The sequence below is a fragment of the Deinococcus multiflagellatus genome (assembly GCF_020166415.1).
Taxonomy (GTDB): Bacteria; Deinococcota; Deinococci; order Deinococcales; family Deinococcaceae; genus Deinococcus; species Deinococcus multiflagellatus.
Map to the genome: position 1 here is coordinate 16,344 of NZ_JAIQXV010000029.1, position 18,807 is coordinate 35,150.

Genomic DNA, 18,807 nt, shown 5'->3' on the forward strand with positions numbered 1-18,807 from the left:
GCGGACCGTCCTTTATCCTGCCAGCATGCCTGACCAGCCCCCGAGGGTCTACGTGACGGTCAGTCACGTGGAGACCGGCGAGGTGGTGCGCCGGCTGGGGCCGTACGAGAGCGCGGCGGCTGCGCGCCGGGCTCTGCCTGCCTTTACTGGGCAGGCCATGTCGTGGGAACGGGGCAAGGACACCTGGCGCACAGAGAAATATCCGCTGTCCTACCAGGTGCCCGCCGATGAGCCGGACAACCTTGACGCATCCTGAATACGACGCTTTCTCGGAGAAATCGAGGCGGCCCTTGGGGCGCCTTCTTTACGCCAACACTACAGCGCTGGACTGACCTCACCTGAATGTGGAGGGACCGCGCGACAGGGGAGGGAGGCGGAGTATCTGTTCCGCCTCCCTCCCTGGTATGTTGCCTAACCGCTGACTCAGGTCCCGTCTTAGTAGCCGTAGCGCATTTTCAGGGCCTGAACATCCAGATCACTCAGGTCATTGCGCTGACCCAGCACGGTGCCGGCGGGAACCGGCTGTTTGGTGGTGTACAGCACCGTCCCCGGGGCCGTCGACATGGCGCCGCCCCAGTCGTTCGGGTCGTACAGCATGATCGACCCATAATCGAAACTGGTGATCTGGTTCTGGTCAACGTCACGGGCCCAGTACGCGAAGAAATTGTCACGGCCCGTCTGGTTCAGGGCGTTCCAGTTGACGTTAATGTACGTGTCGCGGTCTGGGCGCTGGTGTTCATGCGCTACGCCCAGAGCATGCAGAATCTCATGCTGGGCAATCCCCACCACCTGGCAGGTGCCCGTTCTAAGATCCGGCGGCTGGAGGTTCAGCTGCTGAACACCGCCAGCTCGACCCAAGCGCGACCAGCAGCCATTGTTTGCCGTCTCCGTAAACCGAATGCGGTTGGGTGCCGTGGTCGAGGGCACGAAGTAGATTCGGGGGACCTTGGCCTGAATCCGCCGCATGGCCTCGGTCACGACCGCCTGGCCGCTGGCGCCCATCGTCGCACTCAGGGGCTCGTAGTACACGGGCGTATTGCCGTTGGCATCCTGATCCCAGCGGGCGCCTTCCCAACTGGTCAAGCAGCCACCCCACCAGGTCATCGATGGGCAACGGAAGAGGATCATCCCTTGCTCGCTGAGCTGCCCAGGGTTGGCTTTGGCCTTCAGAAACTCTTCGTACTGGGCGATGTTCTTCTGCACCTCGGCAAGATCGCCCAGCACAATGTCGTTGTCGACGGCCAGGTTGCCCACCGAGGTGTAGTGGATCTGCTCGCCGTTGGCAAAGGTGTAGCTGTGACGCACCTTGACCTGTGAGAGGGCCTGTGAAGACAACGTCGTGGCCTCGCGGGCGCTGATCACCGGCAGGGCCGCAGCCATCTGCTCATGACCCAGCATGGGGTTGTGCGCAGATGGCGCCGCGGGGGTCTGCGGGTTGAGTTGACTACAGGCAGACAAGGCCAAGCTCAGGACAACGAGGGAAGGAAAGCGCTTCATCATGACTCCTCAACACCGCTTGGGGTGGCCAACAGCAAAAAGGCCGGGGCAGGGCTCGAAAGCGGCGGACCACCGCGCTTCGAGCATGGAAAAAACGAACGGCAGCACCCTGTCAGAAAGACCAGACCTCTTCTTCCAAAAAAGGGACTTCGCCGGCCTCTGAAAGGCAGGTGAGTGTAAGGCGAAAGATTCGCTCATTTCAGGTCAGATATGGAGCCTGGCCCCTGCACTTTGTGGTAGGTGCTCACCCTTTAACACGAACACGTTCTGCAGGAGCAGCCGTCCAGTAGGTGAAGTCGATGGTTCAACGGCACATAACCCTCTACGCCAAAACGCAGGTCGGGGCGGTAGCCTCTCCTTTGCCTATCTCTTGAGCCACGCCTGCAGGTCATTCCAGCCCCAGGTGCCGTACCCATCCGGGGCCTCTCCATGCAGCTGGCGCCATTGCCAGGTGCCGCCCTCGCGTGTCATGGTCGCCAGAGCGCCGGAGCCCCGGGGGCGTGGTACAGGGTGCGCTCCGAAGTGGTGTGCGCGTCGCTGGGCAGGGGGCGGCCGAGCTGGAAGGTCACGCCCTGTAGGGTACTGCTCAGCAGCCGTAACACGGCTCCGCCTGCATGAAGGCGCACTTCCAGCACGGGTCCTGGGCCATACCAGTGGCCCCGAAGGCCAGCACCAGGATGAGGAGACCGATCAGGGGACGCAAAGGCACAACGTGGGTCATACCGGGCAGTGTAGGGGGCCTACGCGGCTCTCAACGCCGCAGCTGCGCCGCGGGTCCACTCAACAGGGGGGCAGGGCTCAAACAGCGGCGCGGAGCAGGGCACTGGGCTACACCAGCGGCACCCCCTTTCCCAACGGCTTGATCCCGACGGCCGCCCCAGCACCCGTGCTGCTGGTGATCATGCGGCCCGACAGGGTGGTCAATCCCGAAGACAACGCGCTTTGAGGCGTGCCAGACTGACGGACGTGAGCGACGACCCCGAGGTGATCACGGTGCTGGAGATCAGCGGTGGCCTGGCCAGCGTGCGCCTGCCGGATACCAGTATTGAGATCTGGCCCCTGGGGCGCCTGCCGGTCGGGGTGGAGGTGGACGATCAGGTAGGCGTGACGGTCACAGATGGTACCTGGACGACCGCGTTGCTCCCCGGCCCCGCAGGACTGATCGCCTGATGGAAGAGGTGTGGTGGGACGGGCCCCGGGACGACGTGCGCCGCGCGCCCCTGCTGCCGCTGGCACCACCTGAGCAGCGCACGCTGAAGGGGCTGCTGCGCCTTTACGCGCCCCAGCACATGGACGAGACCGTCGATGCCCTGCGCGCCCGTCTCAACGAGGGCTACCTCGACCCAGACGACCGCCGGGTGCTGTACGGCATGACCCGGGACCGGCTGAAGGCCCTCTCCGAGCAGGGCCGCCCATTGCCCAGTAATCTGGTGCAGGCCTACCGGGCCCTCAAACCCCAGCCCCGGCGGCCCCGGGGCCTGCTGGCCTAGCGCAGGATGTGCCGGTCCTCACGGCCCGGTCGGTGCCGGCACCGGCGCTGCCGGGAGTCCCTGCTCGGTGGTGCTGCCGTCCGGCAGGACCACCCGGATGCGGTCGCTGCCGCCCTCGGTCCAGCGGGCCAGCACCTGGGGCTCCCCGGTGAGGCGGGCCCAGTTGACGGCCGCCGTCACGCGCACCTGGGGGGCAATGGGCGTCGGGGCGCGGCGGTTCACCGCCACGGCCCGGATCGGCGTAGGGGCGAGCGCAGCGCGCTGGGCGGCCACGGCCTGCCCCAGTGGGAGGGCCTGGACCCGGGCCAGTTCCGCTTCGAGCGCCTGCACCTGCTCAGCCGTCAGGGCAAAGCGCCGGCGCCCCACCTGCAGGTGGGCCACGAAGCCGGGCGGGAGGGGGCGCCCCTGGCCCTCACCCTGCCGCACGAGCCGGGCGCAGCGGCCCGCGTCGCCGCGTGGCAGCAGCTGGCCGTTCTGCCGCACGTACTAGGCCAAGTCGCCCACATACTCGGCCAGGGGCGGGCGCAGGTAGCGGATCTCCTGCACCCCGGCCTCAATGGTGCCGTGCGGGGGTGGTGCCAGATCAGCACCGGCTCGTGGTAGGTAAACTTGCGGTCAGAGGTGCTGGTCATGCGGAAATCGGCGTTACCCTAGCCCAGCTCATCTGCACGGGCAAGGGACCCGCTGACCCCGCCAGTGGGAGGCTCACTCGTTAACCCCCAATCAGGGGGGTCAAACCAAAATGGCCTGGCATTACTACGCTGGAGATTGAGGGGGGACGCATGGCACGATTGGACGAGACGCATGACGACGGCGGACGACGCTATTCCCTGGCTGGCCAGCCACTCTCCTGCGGCGACCTGTTGGAGGTGCAGCTCAGGGACGGCTGGCTGCCAGTGCGGTTCGAGATGGACGCCCAGGGGTACGCAGTGTTTTACCTGCCCCTCAGTGAGGGGCGGGGCCTTGAGAGCCAGGTCGAACTGCGCCTGCCCGATTTCGCGGATCTGCGCTGGCCCCAGGAGGACGTGCACGCCAACATCCAAGTGGCGAAGCTGCGCGGCCTGGTTGAAGCCCTGACCGACCTGGTGCAGCGCCCTGACGATGCCAGCGATGAGGAACGCGCGCAGGCCGCAGCTGAGGCGCGCGCCCTGCTGCGCGAGACGGCTCCACGGGTTCTGGAGGCCTTATGACGAAGCCCGAACTGCCGGCCGGTGTGGAAGAGCTGTTTGGGGCCCTGTTGAAAACACCCCATGAGGGCCTGAGTACCGTGAGCACGGAACTGGAGGGGGTCAAGACGTTCGCCCGGAAGCTTCTGGACAGCGCCCAGGGTGGGGAGGCCAGGGCACTCCTGGGCGACCTGCTGGACTGGGTGGATGGCCGACAGGCCCTGGTGGACCTGACGTTGGCCAGCAAGACCCGGCCTAGCCGTTAAGCCCGGGCGCGCCTACGCCAGGTGTGGGAGCTTTTCCTTGAGGCCGCTGAGCTTTTGAGCGGTGGGTGACGCGCTAGGGTGAGTGATCCTCTCGCCACCACACTGGGCCACCTATGTGAACACGAGGGCTGGGCGCTGACCGAGCGCGGCGCCGCGCAGCAGGTGCTGTGCGACCCTCTGCCAGCTGGCGAAGACCAGACTCTGGCGCTTCGCCACTGGATTCTGGAAGACCGATCGCGCAGCGGCGGCCGCCCCTTTACTTTTTCGGTGCACACTGCTGTACCGTCCGAGCCCACCACGCAGTCGGTCAGGGTGGCCGTATAGCTGGGGCTGGTTAGGTTCGCTGCGTCGGCCGAGGGGGCGCGGGGTGTGGTGGTTGTCGCCGGGGCCGATGCAGCAGCGGCCACCCCCGAATTGCGGATGCCGACGTTGCTCAGGACGTCGCCGTTGTACACCACGCGGGCAAACGACCCCACCTTTGCCTGGATCGGGAACTTGGCAGTCACGCGCACGGGCAGGTTCTTGCACACCGTGGCGCTGACGTACCCGCTTGGTCGCCTTCCCCACCCTGCCGGTCCGGGCTCTGCACCGGTGGCGGAGGACCGGCCCGCCAGGCAAGCCCCTTCCCTGGACCACCGGTTCACCCCTCCTCGTCCGGTAGGCTGTCAGGATGACGCGTCGACTCGGCGCGGGACTGCTGACCTTGGGCGTGACGCTCCTCACGCTGCTCGTCGCGGCCACCTTGACCGTGCTGTGCCTGTACATTCCCTTTCTGGGCCTGATCGTGGCGGGGCTCTGGGAGACCCAAGCCAGCCACACTGGGGTGGTGCGCCTGGGGGCGGCGTGCGCGCCATGGGGCTGGGCGCCCTGCTGGTGGGAACCTGGCTGCGCCGCCGTTGGCCCTAGCCCCAGAGCCGCCAAGTTGAACGGAGGCCCTGACGGCGGCGCGTCAGTCCGCCGCCTGCGCCTCGCCCCCCTGGCGCAGCGGCAGCTCGGCCAGCCGGTCCACCCGCAGCGTCACCGCGCGACTCAGCCGCGTGACCTGGCCCTGCACGATCAAGGCCCGCGCGTCCCGCAGCAAGACCCGGTGCGCTTCCCACAGGTCGGGGCTGATCACGGCCTGCACGCGCCCGGTGGTGTCCTCCAGGACGTAAAAGGCGAACCCTTTGGCCGTCGGAGGGCGCTGCCGCGCCACCACCACCCCGGCGGCCCAGACGGTCGCGCCATGTTTCAGGCTGGCCAATGCCGCGCAGCCCAGGTCGCGCAGCCGCGCCCGGTGCGCGTCCAGGGGATGGCGCCCGGTGGCGGTGGTCCCGGTCAACGCCAGGTCCAGTGCCGCCTGCTCATCCAGGTCCAGCTGGGGCAGGTCTGGCGCCTGGATATCCGGCGCCAGCAGCGCCCGGGTGCCCGGCGGCCGGGCATGCGCCACCGTGGTCAGCACGTAGTAGGCTTCGCGCCGGTTCTTCCGGGCGTCCACCGCATCAACGGCGCCAGCCTTGACCAGCGCCTCCAGGGCGTCCTTCGTCAAGGCCACCCGGTCGTAGCAGTCCTCCAGCGACAGGAACTTGCCCCCCACCAGCCGCTCCTGCACGATCAGGCGGGCCGTGTCCTCGCTGACCCCTGCAACGGCGCAGAGCGGGACACGGACAACTTGCGCCGTTTCGGCGCGGTAGTTCACCCCACTGCGGTTGATACACACCGGCGCCAGGCGGACCCCCCGGCGGCGGGCCTCGCCCGCAATCGTGCTGGCGGGCCACATCCCAGGGGCTTCCGTCAAAAACGCCGCGAAATAGGCGGCCGGGTGGTGGCGGCGCAGGTACGCGCTCGCGTAGCTGTGGGCGGCGAACGCGTGGGCATGGCTTTCTGCGAACCCGTAGCCCCGAAAGGCCGCGCAGGTTCCGAAAACCGCTTCCGCTTCCCAAGGAAAGGCCCCGGTGGTGCCCGCCGCACCGTCCACGAACGCCTCCCGCAGCTGGGCCTTTTCAGCCTCATCCTCTACCTTGGTCAGCCTGGACCGGAAGCGGTCGGCCTCTGGCCAGGTCATTCCGGCGTAGTGCACCGCGATCCGTAAAATTTGCTCTTGAAACAAGAGCGTCCCGTGCGTGGGCGCCAGGATCGTGGCCAGGGGTTCGGGCAACTCCGGAATGGGTTCCTCACCCCGGGCCCGCCGGACATACGGATGCACGGTGCCGCTCTGGATCGGCCCGGGGCGGATCAGGGCAATCTGGTGGGCCAGCTGGGTCAGGTCGCGGGGTTGCAGCCGGGCGGTCATCTGCACCTGGGCGGGGGACTCGATCTGAAACAGCGCCATCGTGTCGCCCGTGCCGATCTCGCGCCACACGGTGGGGTCATCGGGCAGCTCGCCGTAGGGCAGCCACTGCCCGGTCAGGCGCAGGACCTCTTCCCGGGCCCGCTCCAGTGCGCCCAGCATCCTTAACCCCAGCAGGTCGAGCTTGATCAATCCCAACGCCTCGACATCGTCTTTATCGAAGGTCAGCATGCGGATGCCGCCGGAGCTGCGGGTCAGCGGGCTGTAGGCGGTCAGGGCCTCACGGCTGAGCACCACCCCGCCGCTGTGCGGCGCCAGATGCCGGACAAAACGGGGCTCGATCCGCTCCAGCAGGTTCAGCAAAGCCTCTTTGACGGGGGCCTCCCCCAGGACCTCGGTGAAGACCTCTGCCGCTTCCCGGGCGCGGTGCGGGCGGTGATGCCGGTAGTCTCGCCCCAGGGCCCGACTCAGCCGGTCGCGCAGCTCCGGGGGCACCCCCAGCGCGCGGCCCAGGTCCTGCACGGCGGAGGGGAGGCGGTAGGTGATGCGGTTGGCCACCATCGCCTCCCCCGCGCCGGAGAGCCCCCAGCGCTCTTCCACCCAGCGCAGCACCTGATCGCGGCGGGAACTGGCAATGTCAATGTCCACATCAGGCATGGAGGTGCGCCCCGTGTGGAGGAAGCGTTCAAACAGCAGGTTGTGCTTGAGCGGGTCGCTGAGGGTAATGCCCAACAGGAAGCACAGCACGCTGCCCGCCGCGCTCCCCCGTCCGGCCGCCAGGATGCCGTGGGCCCGGCAGTAGTCGGTTACCTCGCTGGCCGTGAGGAAAAAGCCCGCCAGGTCGAGTTCCGCCACGGTGTCGAGTTCGGCGCGCAGGCGCTCGGTGGCCACGCGGCGCTGATCTTCTGGATACCGGTCGGGCAGCGCGCCGTATACCCGGTCCTCCAGCGCCTGCTGTGCGGTCTGGCCCGGCGGCAGGGTGGGCTCGGGGCTGTGCAGGCGTTCGGGGGGCAGGTGCAGGGCGCACTGCCCCGCCAGGGTCTGGGCATTGAGCAGGGCATCCGGGAAGGGGAGAAGCCCCGCCCAGCCCCCAGGGGTGCCCACCTGCCGCGCGTCGTTGCGGGGCCGCTCGGGGTGGGGGGTCTGCACGTCGATCCCCAACCGGGCGCAGGTCAGGGCGTCCAGGAGTGGGTAGTCGGCGGCCTCGGCCATACAGACCTCTGGCGCCGCCACCACCGGCAGTTCGAGGTCACGGGCCAGGCCGCGCAGCAGACTGAGCCGCCGGCGTTCCTGCGGGGCCTGGTCATGCGCCAGTTGCACGTACAGCGCAAACCGGAAAATGCTCCGCAGCAGGCGCAGATACATGGCCGCCCGCGCCAGGTCGCGGGCCTCGCCCAGGACGGTGGGAAAGCCCTGACGGCCACCAGTCAGGCAGATCAGGTGGTCCTGGGCCTGACCGCCCACCTCGCGCAGCGCGTCCAGGGGCAGGCCCTCCGGGTGCTGAAGATTGACCATCGTGATCAGCTCGCACAGCGTGGTGTAGCCCTCCCTGGACCGCGCCAGCAGCACCAGGGGAAAAACCTCGGTGGGGGCACTCGCCCGGGGTGGACTGGGGAACTGCACGGGCAGCGTCACGCCGATGATGGCCTGCAGCCCCTGCGCCTGGGCCTCATCGCACAGTTCCACGGCGCCCGCCACACTGCACCAGTCGGCCAGGCCGACAGTGGCGAAGCCCGCGCGGGCGGCCACCCCCACCAGCCGGCGGGGGCTGACGGTGCTGCGGCCCTCACTGAAAAAGGATTGGCAAGCCAGGAGTGCATCCAGCTCCTTCGGCGTGGTCATATGAGGCCGTGACCCGGGAGAAGCTGCTGGCCGAGTTGAAACGTGCCTTCGGGGTGGGGCGGGACGCGGTCAGCTGGGCGGCCCAGGACCAGCAGCCCGTCGCGGTCGTGGGCCTGCTGCACTTCCGGGGAGCCGGCGCGCAGCTGCAGGTCTGGACCGGCCGCGCCTGGGTCGCGGTGCGGCACCTGGGGGAACTCAGTCAGGTGCTCGCGGACGCCAGCGCCCTGCAGCACGCCCCAGTCTTGGATCAGTCCTGAAGCCGGGCCAGCCACCAGCGCCCCCCCTCGCCGTCCTCGCGGTGAAGCTCGGCGGTGAGTCCCGCGGCCTGCACCAGGTAGCAGGTGCGCCCGGGCTCGCCCAGCCACCAGCGCCCCCCAAAGCGCCACTCGTCGCTTACGGCTTGCACGGGGTACGCCTGGCCGGCCCAGATCAGCCGGTGGGGCGCGCCGTCCTGGGTGTCCACCTGCACTTCTTGCCCCACGGCCTTCATGCGTCGTGGCCCTCAAAAAAGGCCAACACCCGCTGCACCGCGCGGTCGTGCCGGACGGCCTTGGTCGGCACGGTCAGTGGGTGGGGGGTCATCCGGCCTGGGCACACCTGCCCGGTCACCCAGTCCACCCAGGCGTACTGGGCGTCAGTGGCGTAGGCATACGGGTCCAGCCACTCCACCCGGACCAGCGCCTCGGGAAAGCGACTTAACACGGTCTTGGTCACCTCCAGTTCGGCGAGCCCCGCCCACAGGCCCACCATGCGGCTGGGCTGCGCGAGGCCCCCCAGCTGCACCCTGAGCCGGTCCACGCCCAGGGGCAGCGCGCCCGTGTCGCCCAACGCCAGACCTGCCACGCGGACCAGGGCGGCCTCGTCCAGCGGCCACTTCAGCTGCCGGGTCGCGTTCAGCGTGCCGCCCAGCGTCTCGGCCTGCACAGTGAGGGTGGCTGCGAGGCGGCCGCGCAGGTCGGTGACCAGCGCCGGTACCAGGTCACGCAGCGCCGCGTCTCCCTGCGCCGGTTCGGTGAGGGGGGCGTCAAAGGACAAACTGGCTTCCAAGATCTGGCCAGGCGAATACTTCTCGACGGTGTTGGTTCGCTCCCCCTTCAGGAAGCGGTTGACCCGCTTCCCCACGTCCACACCCAGAAAACTCTCCCGCTGAGCGGCGCTCCAGCCCATCAGGCCGCCGAGGTCCTGCAAGCCCAGAAAGTGGAGCTTTTCAGCTGTCGCCGGGGGAATCGCCAGCGCACCCAGATGGGCCAGGGGTGCCAGCCGCAAGAATGCCTGCTCGGCGGCGCCGCTGCCGACCTCCCGCACTTCACCGGGCTTCGCACGCAGGGCCGCCAGGTGGGCCAGTTCGCGGCTGCCGGCCAGACCGACGGGGGCGTGCAGCGCGGCCGCAAGGTCGCGCGCCGCCGGGGCAGAGAGCACGAGGAAAGCGGCCCCTGGCCGCTGGCCATCTACCCGGTCGCTGTAGCGGGCATAGAGCTGCTCCAGCAGTTCGGCCCAGATGGCGCGGCTTTCCGGCGCCGGCACCACCTCGGCGTGCAGGTCCGGGCAGCGCGACAGGGCGGCCACCTCGCGCAGGCCGGGCTGCACCCCCAGCCCCTGGGCCAAGGGGCAGGCCTGAATGACGCGCCTGGCTTCGTTGAGCACCGCCACCGGCACGCCAGGGTGCTGGCGCTGGACGTGCACCAGCGGCCAGGGAGAGAGCAGGACGCAGGCGATGGTGCTCAGCTTGCGCCCGGTCATACTCAGGGCCTCCGGTTCAGGGGGCGCGGCGCCGCCATGCCCATGCGGGCCACCATCCGGCCCTGCACCTGCACGTCGCCGGCCGGGTAGGACATGCGGGCCATCGCCGGGTTTTCACTCACCAGAATGATGTCGGGGCCGAAGTGATACAGCCGCTTGAGCGTCGCGGCATTGTCACCGGGAATCAACACCACCGCCACCTCCCCGTCCAGGACTTCCTGCGTGGGGCGCACGAGCACGTAATCGCCGTCCATGACACCGATGCCGACCATGCTCTCGCCGCGCACCTGAAGCAGGAAGTCACCCTCTTTCACGCCCAGCAGCGAATCCAGGGATGGGGTCACATGGTCGGGGCTTTGCTCGGCCAGGATCGGGGCCCCGGCGGCGATCTGGCCGTAAATCGGGATGCCGTCTTGAATGGCCAGGCGCGCGGCGTCGGTGAGCAGCAGGCGGCCCCGGGCGCCCTGGCGCTCAATCAGCGCGAGTTCGGTCAATGCCTTGAGGTGGAACGAGACCGTGGGCTCGCCGAGCCCGGCGGCGCGGGCAAGTTCGGCGGCGCTGGGCGGCCCGCCCCCTTCACGGGTGAGGCGCGCGATCAGGCGCAGCAGGGTCAGTCGTAGGGGGGTCAGGCGGGGGGGCATGGTCAGGTCTCTCCAGAACTATCGAAGATTCCTTCGATAGTTTGACGTATAGTGACCGACACCAGGATTGGGCGTCAAGCCCGCCCATCCAGAGGAGGGCTTTATGGAACCAGGAACTCAGGTTCGCGCCATAGAAATTCGCCTCGCCCAGCCGGCGCCCAGGATGCGCTATGAAAAGGGCAAACCGGTTAAGGAGCCGGCCCCCGACATGACCCGGGTGGTGCGCGCGCTTGAAGGCGAGGTCACGGCCGCGCTGCAAGAGCTCTATGGGACGCAGACGGGCGTGGTCCTGACGGTGGCCAAGGCCAACGACATTCGCCTGAGTGGCACCTTCAGCGAAAAGGCCGGGGTGATCCGCGAGCGGGTGGGCGAAGTGCTGGCCGGCGCCTTCGAGGGCCTGGATCTAGGCCCGGAGTAAGGGGCAGACCGGGCGGTCGTCGGGGCAGGGCGGGGTAAATTCCACGTCCAGTAGTATTCGGCGTTGGCGGTGTCCTTGCCCGCCCCGCACAACCCTGTTCATCGGACCCAGTCCAGGCGGACTCGTGGCGGCCCGGAGCATCCGCCAGGGCGGCGCATGGCCCGGCGCTGGCCGCCTGGATGGGTACTCCGCCCAGCGCGGTCGCCTAAACTGGGTCCATGCTTACAGTTCAGTGCCCGACGTCTTCTCTGAACGTGGATCCTCTGATGACCGTGCCAGACCTGGCCCCGCTGATGCCCGTGTCGTCCAACCTCTGGCGCGGCCACGCCTGATGGCGCTGCACCGTTGGCTGCTCACTGGCGCCGCCCTGCTGGGCTCCGCCCTGTCTGCCCCAGCCTTCCTCGGCCCGGCCCAGCAACTGCAGCGGCTCAAAGCCGATTACATCAATTACCCGGTCCTCAGCCCGGACGCCCACTGGATGGCCATGGCCTATGTCGGCCTGACGGACAAGGAGAAAAGCTCCTCGCATCTGGCCTTCCTGAATGTCCAGACGGGGCAGTTGAAGATCTTGCCCCTGGAGGCGCCGCTGAACTTCCGCTTTCTGCCTGACCGCCGCACGCTGGTCACGGGCTTCGGCTTCCGGACGGGGGTCAACTTCGTGGATGCGGCGACCGGCAAGGCGCGCGAGCCCTTTGAGCCCCTGCCCGACAGCCCGGAATACAGCCGGTTCGCGCCCTTTCCTGATGGGTCCTATGTCATGGCCGCCAACGGTGGCCACGACCCCACGGTGGCCCTCCGGGCCAAAGCGACGCGCCCGCTTGCCCTGCCCGCTCAAGCCGCGTTGCGCTTCCCGCTGGCCTTTTCTCCCCAGGGCACGGTCCTGGTCACCAAGAGCGCGGCGGGCCTGAGTGTGGTCAACCCCAAGACCTGGCAGACCGTCCGGGAGATTCCGTCCAAGGTCGCTGTCCAGGTCTACGACGCGGTGTTCAGCCCAAACGGGCGCTTCATCGCCTTGGGGGAGCAGCAGCTTCAGGTGATTGACGTGACCACCGGCAAGGTGAACTTCACCTTGCCTACGGCGGCGCAGGTGAGTGCGCTGGCCTTCAGCCCGGATGGAAAGAAGATCGTGGTGGGCCTCGCCCGGTCCCAGCCGAAAATCACCGACCACGCGTCAGGGCAGGTGCTCCAGGTGTTCGATGCGGCCACGGGCAAGCTGCTGCAAACCGTGACGCGGGCCGAGAGCAGGCTTGACGCCCTGGCCTTCACGCCCGATGGCCGAGGCCTCGTCGCCGTGCTGACCGACCAGTATTTCGACCGGTCCCCCTCCATCTATGTCGCCACCGTGCTCAAGTTCAAGGTCACGCCCTGAACGCGCGAGCGGGGCTCACCGGACACGGTCCGGCGCCGCGCCCCTCTGCCTGTGCATGGTCACCACCGGCGCTTCACCCCAGTCCTGGGCACCAGCTGGCCACCCAGCTGAACCGGTCTTCCCTGGCGTCCTCGCGGCGCACCAGCATGGGACACCCCCAGGTCATGCCCAACCCAGTGGAAGAATCGCCCTAAACTGACGCCGTGCTTACAATTCAGTGCTCGACTGGTGTCATGAAACAACCCGCCGCCCTGCTCCTGGCCAGCCTGCTGCTGGCCGCCTGTTCGCCGTCGCCGGCCCCGGTCGCCACGGCTGCCCCCTATGACCGCCTGATGCAGAGTGTGGGTGGCGAGGCGGCCCTGGCCCAGCGCACCCAGGACATGACGCCGCGGGAGGCCGAGGCGTTTTTTGCGGCCTACGGGATGGGGTATCAAAACCACGACGCCCTCAGCGCCCAGCTGGCGGACGGGTGCCCCACCCGGTTTGCGGCGGCGGACCGCAACACCTGGCACACGATCAACGGCGGGTATTACTACATCGACGGCGAAGGCCGACCCAAATCGGCGTACCGGTACCTGCCGCCGATCACGGCGGCGGCGCGCGACACCACCTGCCAGGCCAGCGTGGGGAACCTCGACCATCCGGACGGGTACGACGGCGGGCACCTGGTCGGCTCGCAGCTCGGCGGCTGGGGCAGAAGGGCGAATATGGTCCCCCAGGACAGTAATTTCAATCGGGGGAATTACGCCCAGATTGAAAACCAGGCCGCCAAATGCACGCGCCTGGCGAACGGCGCCCTGACCTATCAGGCCAGCGTGACGTACCCCAACACCACGACGAACACGCCCTCGACGTGGACGCTCTCCATGACCATCGGCGGCGACACGTTTACCCGCACCTTTACGAACACCGCGTACGGCGGTCCGAACGGCACCACGTACCGTCAGCAGGCCGTGAGCTGGCTGATCAGCAAGGGGTGCAGCTAAGCCAGCGGCAGCGGGAGCTGCCGTAATGCATCGAGAAACGACGACGCCCCCTGAAATTGGGCGTCGTCGCCGTGCAGGCTCAGGTCACCGGCCTGGGCGGCACGGGCGGCCCAGCCCAGGAAGGCACCCAGGTCGGGGCTCACCACCCGGTGGGTGGTCTCGTCTGGCCCGTACGTGATCACCTGGCCGGTCGTGCCGGCCGCGCCAGGGTCCAGATCCACTGCCAGCCCGTTGCCGGCGCCGTCTGTGGCGAAGGGAAGCCAACCGCGCGAGAAGCTCACGGCTTTGATCGCCCCTTCCGGCTCGCTGGTCAGGCTGGTGTCGTCCTGGGCCAGGTCCATCCAGGTCGCGTGCTCCTGCACGGCGCGTCGCAAAGGCAACCAGGTCATCCCAAACATCACCCCGGGGACCACGCCGTCCTGGCCGTCGTGTGTGCTGTAGGCGTCACGGACGGGCGCCGGGAGGGGCCGGCCCAGGGCCGCTTCCGCTGCCTGGAAGTCAGCAGGGCTGGCCGGGGGACGGAGTGGGGCGGCCAGGGCGGGCACCCGGGCCTGGAGGGCAGCAGCAAAGGCAGAGGGACTCATGGCTTTTCAGCGTAGCGGGCGGTGGTCACGTGCCGGTGTGGCCCAGTACGCTGGACTTGGGCGCCTCTTGAGGCTGCCCCTGCTCGCGGCCACTGCCGCTGTCCAGGTGCCGGCCAGCGTCATGGGGATGGCCACGGTTACTGGCGGGGACACCCTCATCTCCATGCGGTACGGTGCGGCATGCCGGATGAGCCCCTGGAGCCCGTGTTGACGGGCACGCTGATCGTGGATGCGATTGAAGGCCGCTTCGCCCGGGTGGAGCGGGAGAACGGCGCCACCGAAGACTGGCCGCTGGCGAGCCTGCCCTGTGGGGTCCGCGAAGGCGACCTGGTGCGGGTCACCGTGGATGGGGGCGACCTCGAGATGGAGATCGATCACGAGGCGACGCGGGCCCGGCGGGCGCAGGCCCAGCAGGACCTGGACACGCTGAATGCGGCATCTCCAGACGGGGCGCTGGACCTGTGAGGCGGCTGTTTACTCTGGCGGCGCTGTCGCTGGGCTTGGCCAGTGCTCAGGGCACGGGGGTCCTCACCATCCGCTTCCTGGATGTGGGGCAGGGCGACGCGGTGCTCATCACCAGCCCAGAAGGCAAGAGCGTCCTGTACGACGGCGGCCGCAGCGAAGTTCGGATGCAGGCCCTTCTGAAGCAGTACAAGGTGGCTTCGCTGGACCTCGTGGTGGCCAGCCACGGAGACGCCGACCACATCACCGGTCTGGTGCCCGCGGTGCAGGCGCTGAGGCCCCGCTTTTTTCTGAATAACGGCCTCGCACTGACGACACAGGTCTGGCAGAAGCTGACAGGAGCGGTACGGGCTGCCGGCACGCAGGGCCTCCTGGCCAAGTCGCAGGTGATCAACCTGGGCAGCGTGAAGCTCACGGTGATTCCGCCGCCCCCCGGCTTGCCGAAAGACGAGCAGAACGTCAACTCCATCGGCCTGCTGATTCAATACGGCTCGTTCCGCGCCCTCCTGACGGGAGACAGCGAAACGCCAGAGACGAACGCGTGGTTGAAAACTTACCCAGCGAGCTTCCTGGGCCCGGTGAACGTGTACAAGAGCATTCACCACGGGGCAAAGAATGGCGACAATGCCCGCTGGCTCGCCGCCGTCCGGCCAGAGAATGTCGTGATTGGCGTGGGCCCAAATAATTACGGTCACCCGACCGCGGAAGCGCTGAGTCTGTACAAAAAGGCGGGTGCTGGCATCTACCGCACCGATTTAAACGGCACCGTGACCGTCACGGTGCAAAGAACTGGTCAGTTCATCATCACCACCGAAAAAGGCACAGGAACAGCAGGCAGCCGCAAGCCCGTGGCGACGCCGGCCCCTGCCCCTCAACCCGCGCCGTACTACCGCAGTTGTGCGGCGGCGAGGGCCGCCGGAGTGACGCCCCTGCGGCTTGGGCAACCGGGGTATGGCCGTCACCTCGACCGCGACGGGGACGGTGTCGCCTGCGAGTAGTTCAGCGCGGGCGCCGGTCAGGCAGGGTCTGGTCGAGGCTTGGCGGCCGTCACGGCCGGTCAACCTCTCCCGGTCCCCGTCAAGGCCCCACGCCCTTCTGGCCGGCGGCTTTGCACCTGCCCAGCACATCGCGGTAGGCGTCTCCGATGCCTTCAGGTTCGATCCACAGCCGCACGTCTCCGCCAGGGGCTTCGGGCAGCGAGATCTCCGTTCTGGCCTTCCCCGCCAGCATGGCGCGTCCCCAGGGATTCACGTCGAGATAGACCGTACTCTCCACAGTGGCGCCGCCCGGCAGCTTGCTTTTGGCAATCAGGGGCTTCCACTCACCGCCTCCTTCGCGCCAGCGCGCCGGAACCTTGCCGCTTTTGATCTGCTCCGGGGTCATCAGGACCGTGCCGGGTTGATTCAGGAAGGCCGCGAGTCTTGGCGCGCACTTCAGGAGCAGGAGGGGATGGCGCTCCCCCCGGCCCACGGCGCGTTCGCCCTCATCACCATCCGAGGCCACGACCAGAATCTTGTCCCCGCCTTCGAGAGGCAGCACATGCACGCGGGTTTCGGCGTACCGGGTGGTGCCGTTCCAGCCAGGGCCGTTGGCCTCGGCCTGCAACCTGCTGCCGAACGCGATGACGCCACCGACCAACACCACGGAACCGATGATCACCTGGGCCCACACGGGCAGGCGGTCGACTGGGTTCGCGGCAGGCGGGGCGCCTGATCCATCAGGGGCGCGCTTGTTCGGCGTCATGGGCCCCAGGGTAGAGGAGGCTGAAGTTCAACTCCGCCTCAGATGACCGCTTGAGCCAGGAGTGATGGCTGCCAAGCGCAAGGGTCAGCGGCGCTGAAGCGCGGCCGGCCGCACTTGAAAAGTGGGCTGACAGAGTCCGGTAACAGCGCCCACAGGGTGTTCGGGTCCGGGCGTATAACGTGGCGGTCAATCCAGAGTTTTGCCGTCTGGTCGCTGCAGTGCATCACCAGGTCGTAACCACATTCACCCGAAAACACCCGCTTAGAGAAAATCCCCGTCTGGGACGAAGTGCGCAGAATCCGCATACTGCGTACTCTTTTGGCCAGGACCCCGACGAATTCCCGAAGAGGGAGCGGCAAAATCACAAAAACTTCGTGATCATTCAGTAATCCCCGCGCGCCCACCGGCGCGCAGGATGATCAGGGTGCGGCCAGCACCTGGGGCTCGCCGGTGAGGCGGGCCCAGTTGACGGCCGCCGTCACGCGCACCTGGGGGGCAATGGGCGTCGGGGCGCGGCGGTTCACCGCCACGGCCCGGATCGGCGTAGGGGCGAGCGCAGCGCGCTGGGCGGCCACGGCCTGCCCCAGTGGGAGGGCCTGGACCCGGGCCAGTTCCGCTTCGAGCGCCTGCACCTGCTCAGCCGTCAGGGCAAAGCGCCGGCGCCCCACCTGCAGGTGGGCCACGAAGCCGGGCGGGAGGGGGCGCCCCTGGCCCTCACCCTGCCGCACGAGCCGGGCGCAGCGGCCCGCGTCGCCGCGTGGCAGCAGCTGGCCGTTCTGCCGCACGTACTAGGCCAAGTCGCCCACATACTCGGCCAGGGGCGGGCGCAGGTAGCGGATCTCCTGCACCCCGGCCTCAATGGTGCCGTGCGGGGGTGGTGCCAGATCAGCACCGGCTCGTGGTAGGTAAACTTGCGGTCAGAGGTGCTGGTCATGCAGAAATCGGCGTCACCCTAGCCCAGGCCGCCTGGCCGCCCCCACCAGTGGGGGCACTGCGGCGGTTCTGACCATGCCTGCAGCCCCATCACGCCCCTGAAGAAAGTACGCTGGCCTCATGCACACCCTGTATTTCGGCCCCCGCCATCGCCTGAGCTGGCGGGGGCGGCTGGTGCAACCCCGCCTGGAGGTGCGCGCGGCGGGCCCTGGACAGGTGACCGTGACCCTGGGGGGCGTGACGCGCACTGTGCCGCTGGCCTCCGGCACCGCCGGCGGGCGGCCCATGCTCATCCTGGATGACGTGGCGGTGGCCTGCGCGCAGCCCCGCCAGATCGTGCCCGACGTGGTGATCCTGGTCCAGGGGCCACGGGGCGGCTGGGCCCGAAAACCCTCAGACCGGCGGCGCCTGGTGGGCTGGTACGATGTGGTGATCCAGGCGGCCATGCAGGCGCAGCACGCCGAAAGATCGGTGATCGAGCCGCGCCCCTAGGCAACGCCGCGCCCGTCCGGCCGCCAGCCGCGGTTGCTCAGCCCCCAAGCGGGCGGCGCACCGTGCCCCCGCCAGGCAAGGGGACGTCCTGATAACCCCGGCGCAGGTCCTCGGCGGTCGGGGGCGTCGGCACCGGCGCTGGGGGCAGGCATACGGCGCCCCCGGGGTCATGGACCGGGGCGCGGGCCGGTCAGAGGACACGAGGACCCGCCAGCGTCTCCAGCGCCTCGTCCACGGCCTGGAGAAACACGGGCCCGGGGAGGTCCAGCTCCACCTCCAGCGCGGCGCTCGTCTCCACCAACGTCACGGGCCAGTCCCGGCCCAGCAGGTGCAGGGTGTGCGGCTGGCCTGCCTCGTCCCGGTGCAGCGTGCCCTCCTGTTCGGGATAGGTCTGGTCTAGGCGGGGGCGCAGCACCTTCAGGGCGGCGTACAGCCCTGGCACCAGCACCGTGGTGATCGGGTAGGGCTCCGGGTGCGTGGGCATGGGCAGGTGCACCAGGTCCATCTGATCGTCGCAGCGCCACCCGCCCAGGCGCACGGGGGAGACGGTGTGTCCGGCCAGGACCTTACGCCAGGCCCAGGGCCACCGCAGCCGGCGACGCAGGGCCGCCACCAGAATACCCGCCTTCACCGGGGCCCTGGATCAAGCGGCGCATCGTCCGTCCAGGCCGGTGCGGGCCAGTCCACCCGGGTGCGCTGCACCTCGTCCGGCGTGATAGGCCGCAGGGCGTCCGGGTCGGCAGGGACCGCCGGGGCCGGACTGGGCGGCACGGCCGGGCCCTGCGCCGCCACCTGGGCCAGCACGGCGCTGAGTTCAGCCAGCACGTCGCTGGGCACGCCCTTTTCCTTGTTCTGCCGACTGCGGTAGCTCACCCACCCCGAGGCGATCATGGCCAGCACCAGGCCCAG

The 18,807-nt window shown here is 68.6% G+C and carries 25 protein-coding genes; 13 read left to right on the forward strand and 12 right to left on the reverse strand.

Annotation, left to right across the window (positions count from 1 at the left end; translation table 11 throughout):
- The first annotated feature begins 25 nt into the window (after positions 1–25).
- Positions 26–256, forward strand: coding sequence for a hypothetical protein (locus K7W41_RS21950; RefSeq protein WP_224612568.1), 231 nt, complete (start codon positions 26–28; stop codon positions 254–256).
- 179 nt (positions 257–435) lie between these two features.
- On the opposite strand, the gene K7W41_RS21955 is transcribed toward K7W41_RS21950, so the two are convergent.
- Positions 436–1,500: a M12 family metallopeptidase gene (locus K7W41_RS21955; RefSeq protein WP_224612570.1), complete on the reverse strand. Its 1,065-nt coding sequence runs from the start codon at positions 1,498–1,500 to the stop codon at positions 436–438.
- Positions 1,501–2,083: 583 nt separating this feature from the next.
- The gene (locus K7W41_RS23635; RefSeq protein WP_263490025.1) at positions 2,084–2,218 is read right to left on the reverse strand and encodes a hypothetical protein; all 135 of its coding nucleotides are present in this window, start codon (positions 2,216–2,218) and stop codon (positions 2,084–2,086) included.
- A gap of 245 nt (positions 2,219–2,463) precedes the next feature.
- Between K7W41_RS23635 and K7W41_RS21960 the strand changes: the two genes are divergently transcribed.
- On the forward strand, positions 2,464–2,667 hold the full coding sequence (locus K7W41_RS21960; protein ID WP_224612571.1) for a hypothetical protein: 204 nt from the start codon (positions 2,464–2,466) through the stop codon (positions 2,665–2,667).
- The gene (locus K7W41_RS21965; protein ID WP_224612572.1) at positions 2,667–2,987 is read left to right on the forward strand and encodes a hypothetical protein; all 321 of its coding nucleotides are present in this window, start codon (positions 2,667–2,669) and stop codon (positions 2,985–2,987) included. Before K7W41_RS21960 ends, K7W41_RS21965 begins: the two co-directional genes overlap by 1 nt.
- 18 nt (positions 2,988–3,005) lie before the next feature.
- On the opposite strand, the gene K7W41_RS21970 is transcribed toward K7W41_RS21965, so the two are convergent.
- Positions 3,006–3,470, reverse strand: coding sequence for a hypothetical protein (locus K7W41_RS21970; protein ID WP_224612573.1), 465 nt, complete (start codon positions 3,468–3,470; stop codon positions 3,006–3,008).
- Between the two features lie 299 nt (positions 3,471–3,769).
- Here K7W41_RS21970 and K7W41_RS21975 point away from each other — a divergent pair, with 299 nt between their 5' ends.
- From K7W41_RS21975 to K7W41_RS21985, 3 genes are all read left to right on the forward strand, one after another.
- Positions 3,770–4,177 carry a DUF5348 domain-containing protein gene (locus K7W41_RS21975; RefSeq protein WP_224612574.1) on the forward strand — a complete coding sequence of 136 codons (408 nt, stop codon included), beginning with the start codon at positions 3,770–3,772 and terminating at the stop codon, positions 4,175–4,177.
- The gene (locus K7W41_RS21980; RefSeq protein WP_224612575.1) at positions 4,174–4,419 is read left to right on the forward strand and encodes a hypothetical protein; all 246 of its coding nucleotides are present in this window, start codon (positions 4,174–4,176) and stop codon (positions 4,417–4,419) included. Before K7W41_RS21975 ends, K7W41_RS21980 begins: the two co-directional genes overlap by 4 nt.
- Positions 4,420–4,497: 78 nt before the next feature.
- Positions 4,498–4,743, forward strand: a complete 246-nt coding sequence (locus K7W41_RS21985) for a hypothetical protein (protein ID WP_224612576.1) — start codon at positions 4,498–4,500, stop codon at positions 4,741–4,743.
- 625 nt (positions 4,744–5,368) lie between these two features.
- Here K7W41_RS21985 and dnaE read toward each other — a convergent pair.
- Complete coding sequence (gene dnaE, locus K7W41_RS21990; protein ID WP_224612577.1) at positions 5,369–8,530, reverse strand: DNA polymerase III subunit alpha; 3,162 nt, start codon at positions 8,528–8,530, stop codon at positions 5,369–5,371.
- 8 nt (positions 8,531–8,538) lie between these two features.
- Here dnaE and K7W41_RS21995 point away from each other — a divergent pair, with 8 nt between their 5' ends.
- A complete protein-coding gene (locus tag K7W41_RS21995) occupies positions 8,539–8,787 on the forward strand; it encodes a hypothetical protein (RefSeq protein WP_224612578.1) in 249 nt (82 codons plus the stop codon).
- Here the strand turns inward: K7W41_RS21995 and K7W41_RS22000 are convergent.
- From K7W41_RS22000 to lexA, 3 genes are read right to left on the reverse strand one after another with little or no spacing between them, the layout of a single operon-like run.
- Entirely contained in the window at positions 8,778–9,020 is a 243-nt protein-coding gene (locus K7W41_RS22000; RefSeq protein WP_224612579.1) for a DUF6504 family protein, read from the reverse strand. The two genes, K7W41_RS21995 and K7W41_RS22000, sit on opposite strands and share 10 nt — an antisense overlap.
- Positions 9,017–10,270, reverse strand: coding sequence for a DNA polymerase Y subunit UmuC family protein (locus K7W41_RS22005; RefSeq protein WP_224612581.1), 1,254 nt, complete (start codon positions 10,268–10,270; stop codon positions 9,017–9,019). The genes K7W41_RS22000 and K7W41_RS22005 overlap by 4 nt, the downstream gene beginning before the upstream one ends.
- A gap of 2 nt (positions 10,271–10,272) precedes the next feature.
- Positions 10,273–10,911, reverse strand: coding sequence for a transcriptional repressor LexA (gene lexA, locus K7W41_RS22010; protein ID WP_224612583.1), 639 nt, complete (start codon positions 10,909–10,911; stop codon positions 10,273–10,275).
- A 103-nt stretch (positions 10,912–11,014) separates the two neighbouring features.
- On the opposite strand from lexA, the gene K7W41_RS22015 reads away from it, so the two are divergent.
- The 3 genes from K7W41_RS22015 to K7W41_RS22025 all read left to right on the forward strand — a co-directional run bounded on the left by K7W41_RS22015 (position 11,015) and on the right by K7W41_RS22025 (position 13,684).
- Positions 11,015–11,329 (forward strand): hypothetical protein, encoded by a 315-nt coding sequence (locus K7W41_RS22015; protein ID WP_224612585.1) that lies wholly within the window; start codon positions 11,015–11,017, stop codon positions 11,327–11,329.
- A gap of 331 nt (positions 11,330–11,660) precedes the next feature.
- Positions 11,661–12,698: a WD40 repeat domain-containing protein gene (locus tag K7W41_RS22020; RefSeq protein WP_224612587.1), complete on the forward strand. Its 1,038-nt coding sequence runs from the start codon at positions 11,661–11,663 to the stop codon at positions 12,696–12,698.
- 233 nt (positions 12,699–12,931) lie between these two features.
- Positions 12,932–13,684, forward strand: a complete 753-nt coding sequence (locus tag K7W41_RS22025; protein ID WP_224612589.1) for a DNA/RNA non-specific endonuclease — start codon at positions 12,932–12,934, stop codon at positions 13,682–13,684.
- Here K7W41_RS22025 and K7W41_RS22030 read toward each other — a convergent pair.
- Positions 13,681–14,268 carry an SMI1/KNR4 family protein gene (locus K7W41_RS22030; RefSeq protein ID WP_224612590.1) on the reverse strand — a complete coding sequence of 196 codons (588 nt, stop codon included), beginning with the start codon at positions 14,266–14,268 and terminating at the stop codon, positions 13,681–13,683. The genes K7W41_RS22025 and K7W41_RS22030 overlap by 4 nt on opposite strands.
- A 180-nt stretch (positions 14,269–14,448) precedes the next feature.
- On the opposite strand from K7W41_RS22030, the gene K7W41_RS22035 reads away from it, so the two are divergent.
- Together K7W41_RS22035 and K7W41_RS22040 are read left to right on the forward strand one after the other, a co-directional pair.
- Positions 14,449–14,733 carry a DUF3006 domain-containing protein gene (locus K7W41_RS22035; protein WP_224612591.1) on the forward strand — a complete coding sequence of 95 codons (285 nt, stop codon included), beginning with the start codon at positions 14,449–14,451 and terminating at the stop codon, positions 14,731–14,733.
- Positions 14,730–15,728, forward strand: coding sequence for an excalibur calcium-binding domain-containing protein (locus K7W41_RS22040; protein ID WP_224612592.1), 999 nt, complete (start codon positions 14,730–14,732; stop codon positions 15,726–15,728). Before K7W41_RS22035 ends, K7W41_RS22040 begins: the two co-directional genes overlap by 4 nt.
- 79 nt (positions 15,729–15,807) lie before the next feature.
- Here the strand turns inward: K7W41_RS22040 and K7W41_RS22045 are convergent, their stop codons facing one another.
- Both K7W41_RS22045 and K7W41_RS22050 read right to left on the reverse strand, forming a co-directional pair.
- Positions 15,808–16,473 carry a hypothetical protein gene (locus tag K7W41_RS22045; RefSeq protein WP_224612593.1) on the reverse strand — a complete coding sequence of 222 codons (666 nt, stop codon included), beginning with the start codon at positions 16,471–16,473 and terminating at the stop codon, positions 15,808–15,810.
- Between the two features lie 419 nt (positions 16,474–16,892).
- Complete coding sequence (locus K7W41_RS22050; protein ID WP_224612594.1) at positions 16,893–17,258, reverse strand: hypothetical protein; 366 nt, start codon at positions 17,256–17,258, stop codon at positions 16,893–16,895.
- Between the two features lie 268 nt (positions 17,259–17,526).
- On the opposite strand from K7W41_RS22050, the gene K7W41_RS22055 reads away from it, so the two are divergent.
- The gene (locus K7W41_RS22055; protein WP_224612595.1) at positions 17,527–17,898 is read left to right on the forward strand and encodes a hypothetical protein; all 372 of its coding nucleotides are present in this window, start codon (positions 17,527–17,529) and stop codon (positions 17,896–17,898) included.
- A 190-nt stretch (positions 17,899–18,088) separates the two neighbouring features.
- Here K7W41_RS22055 and K7W41_RS22060 read toward each other — a convergent pair whose 3' ends face one another.
- Both K7W41_RS22060 and K7W41_RS22065 read right to left on the reverse strand, forming a co-directional pair.
- Positions 18,089–18,511 (reverse strand): hypothetical protein, encoded by a 423-nt coding sequence (locus K7W41_RS22060; RefSeq protein ID WP_224612596.1) that lies wholly within the window; start codon positions 18,509–18,511, stop codon positions 18,089–18,091.
- Between the two features lie 14 nt (positions 18,512–18,525).
- On the reverse strand, positions 18,526–18,807 hold a 282-nt coding region (locus K7W41_RS22065), incomplete at its 5' end, for a hypothetical protein (protein WP_224612597.1).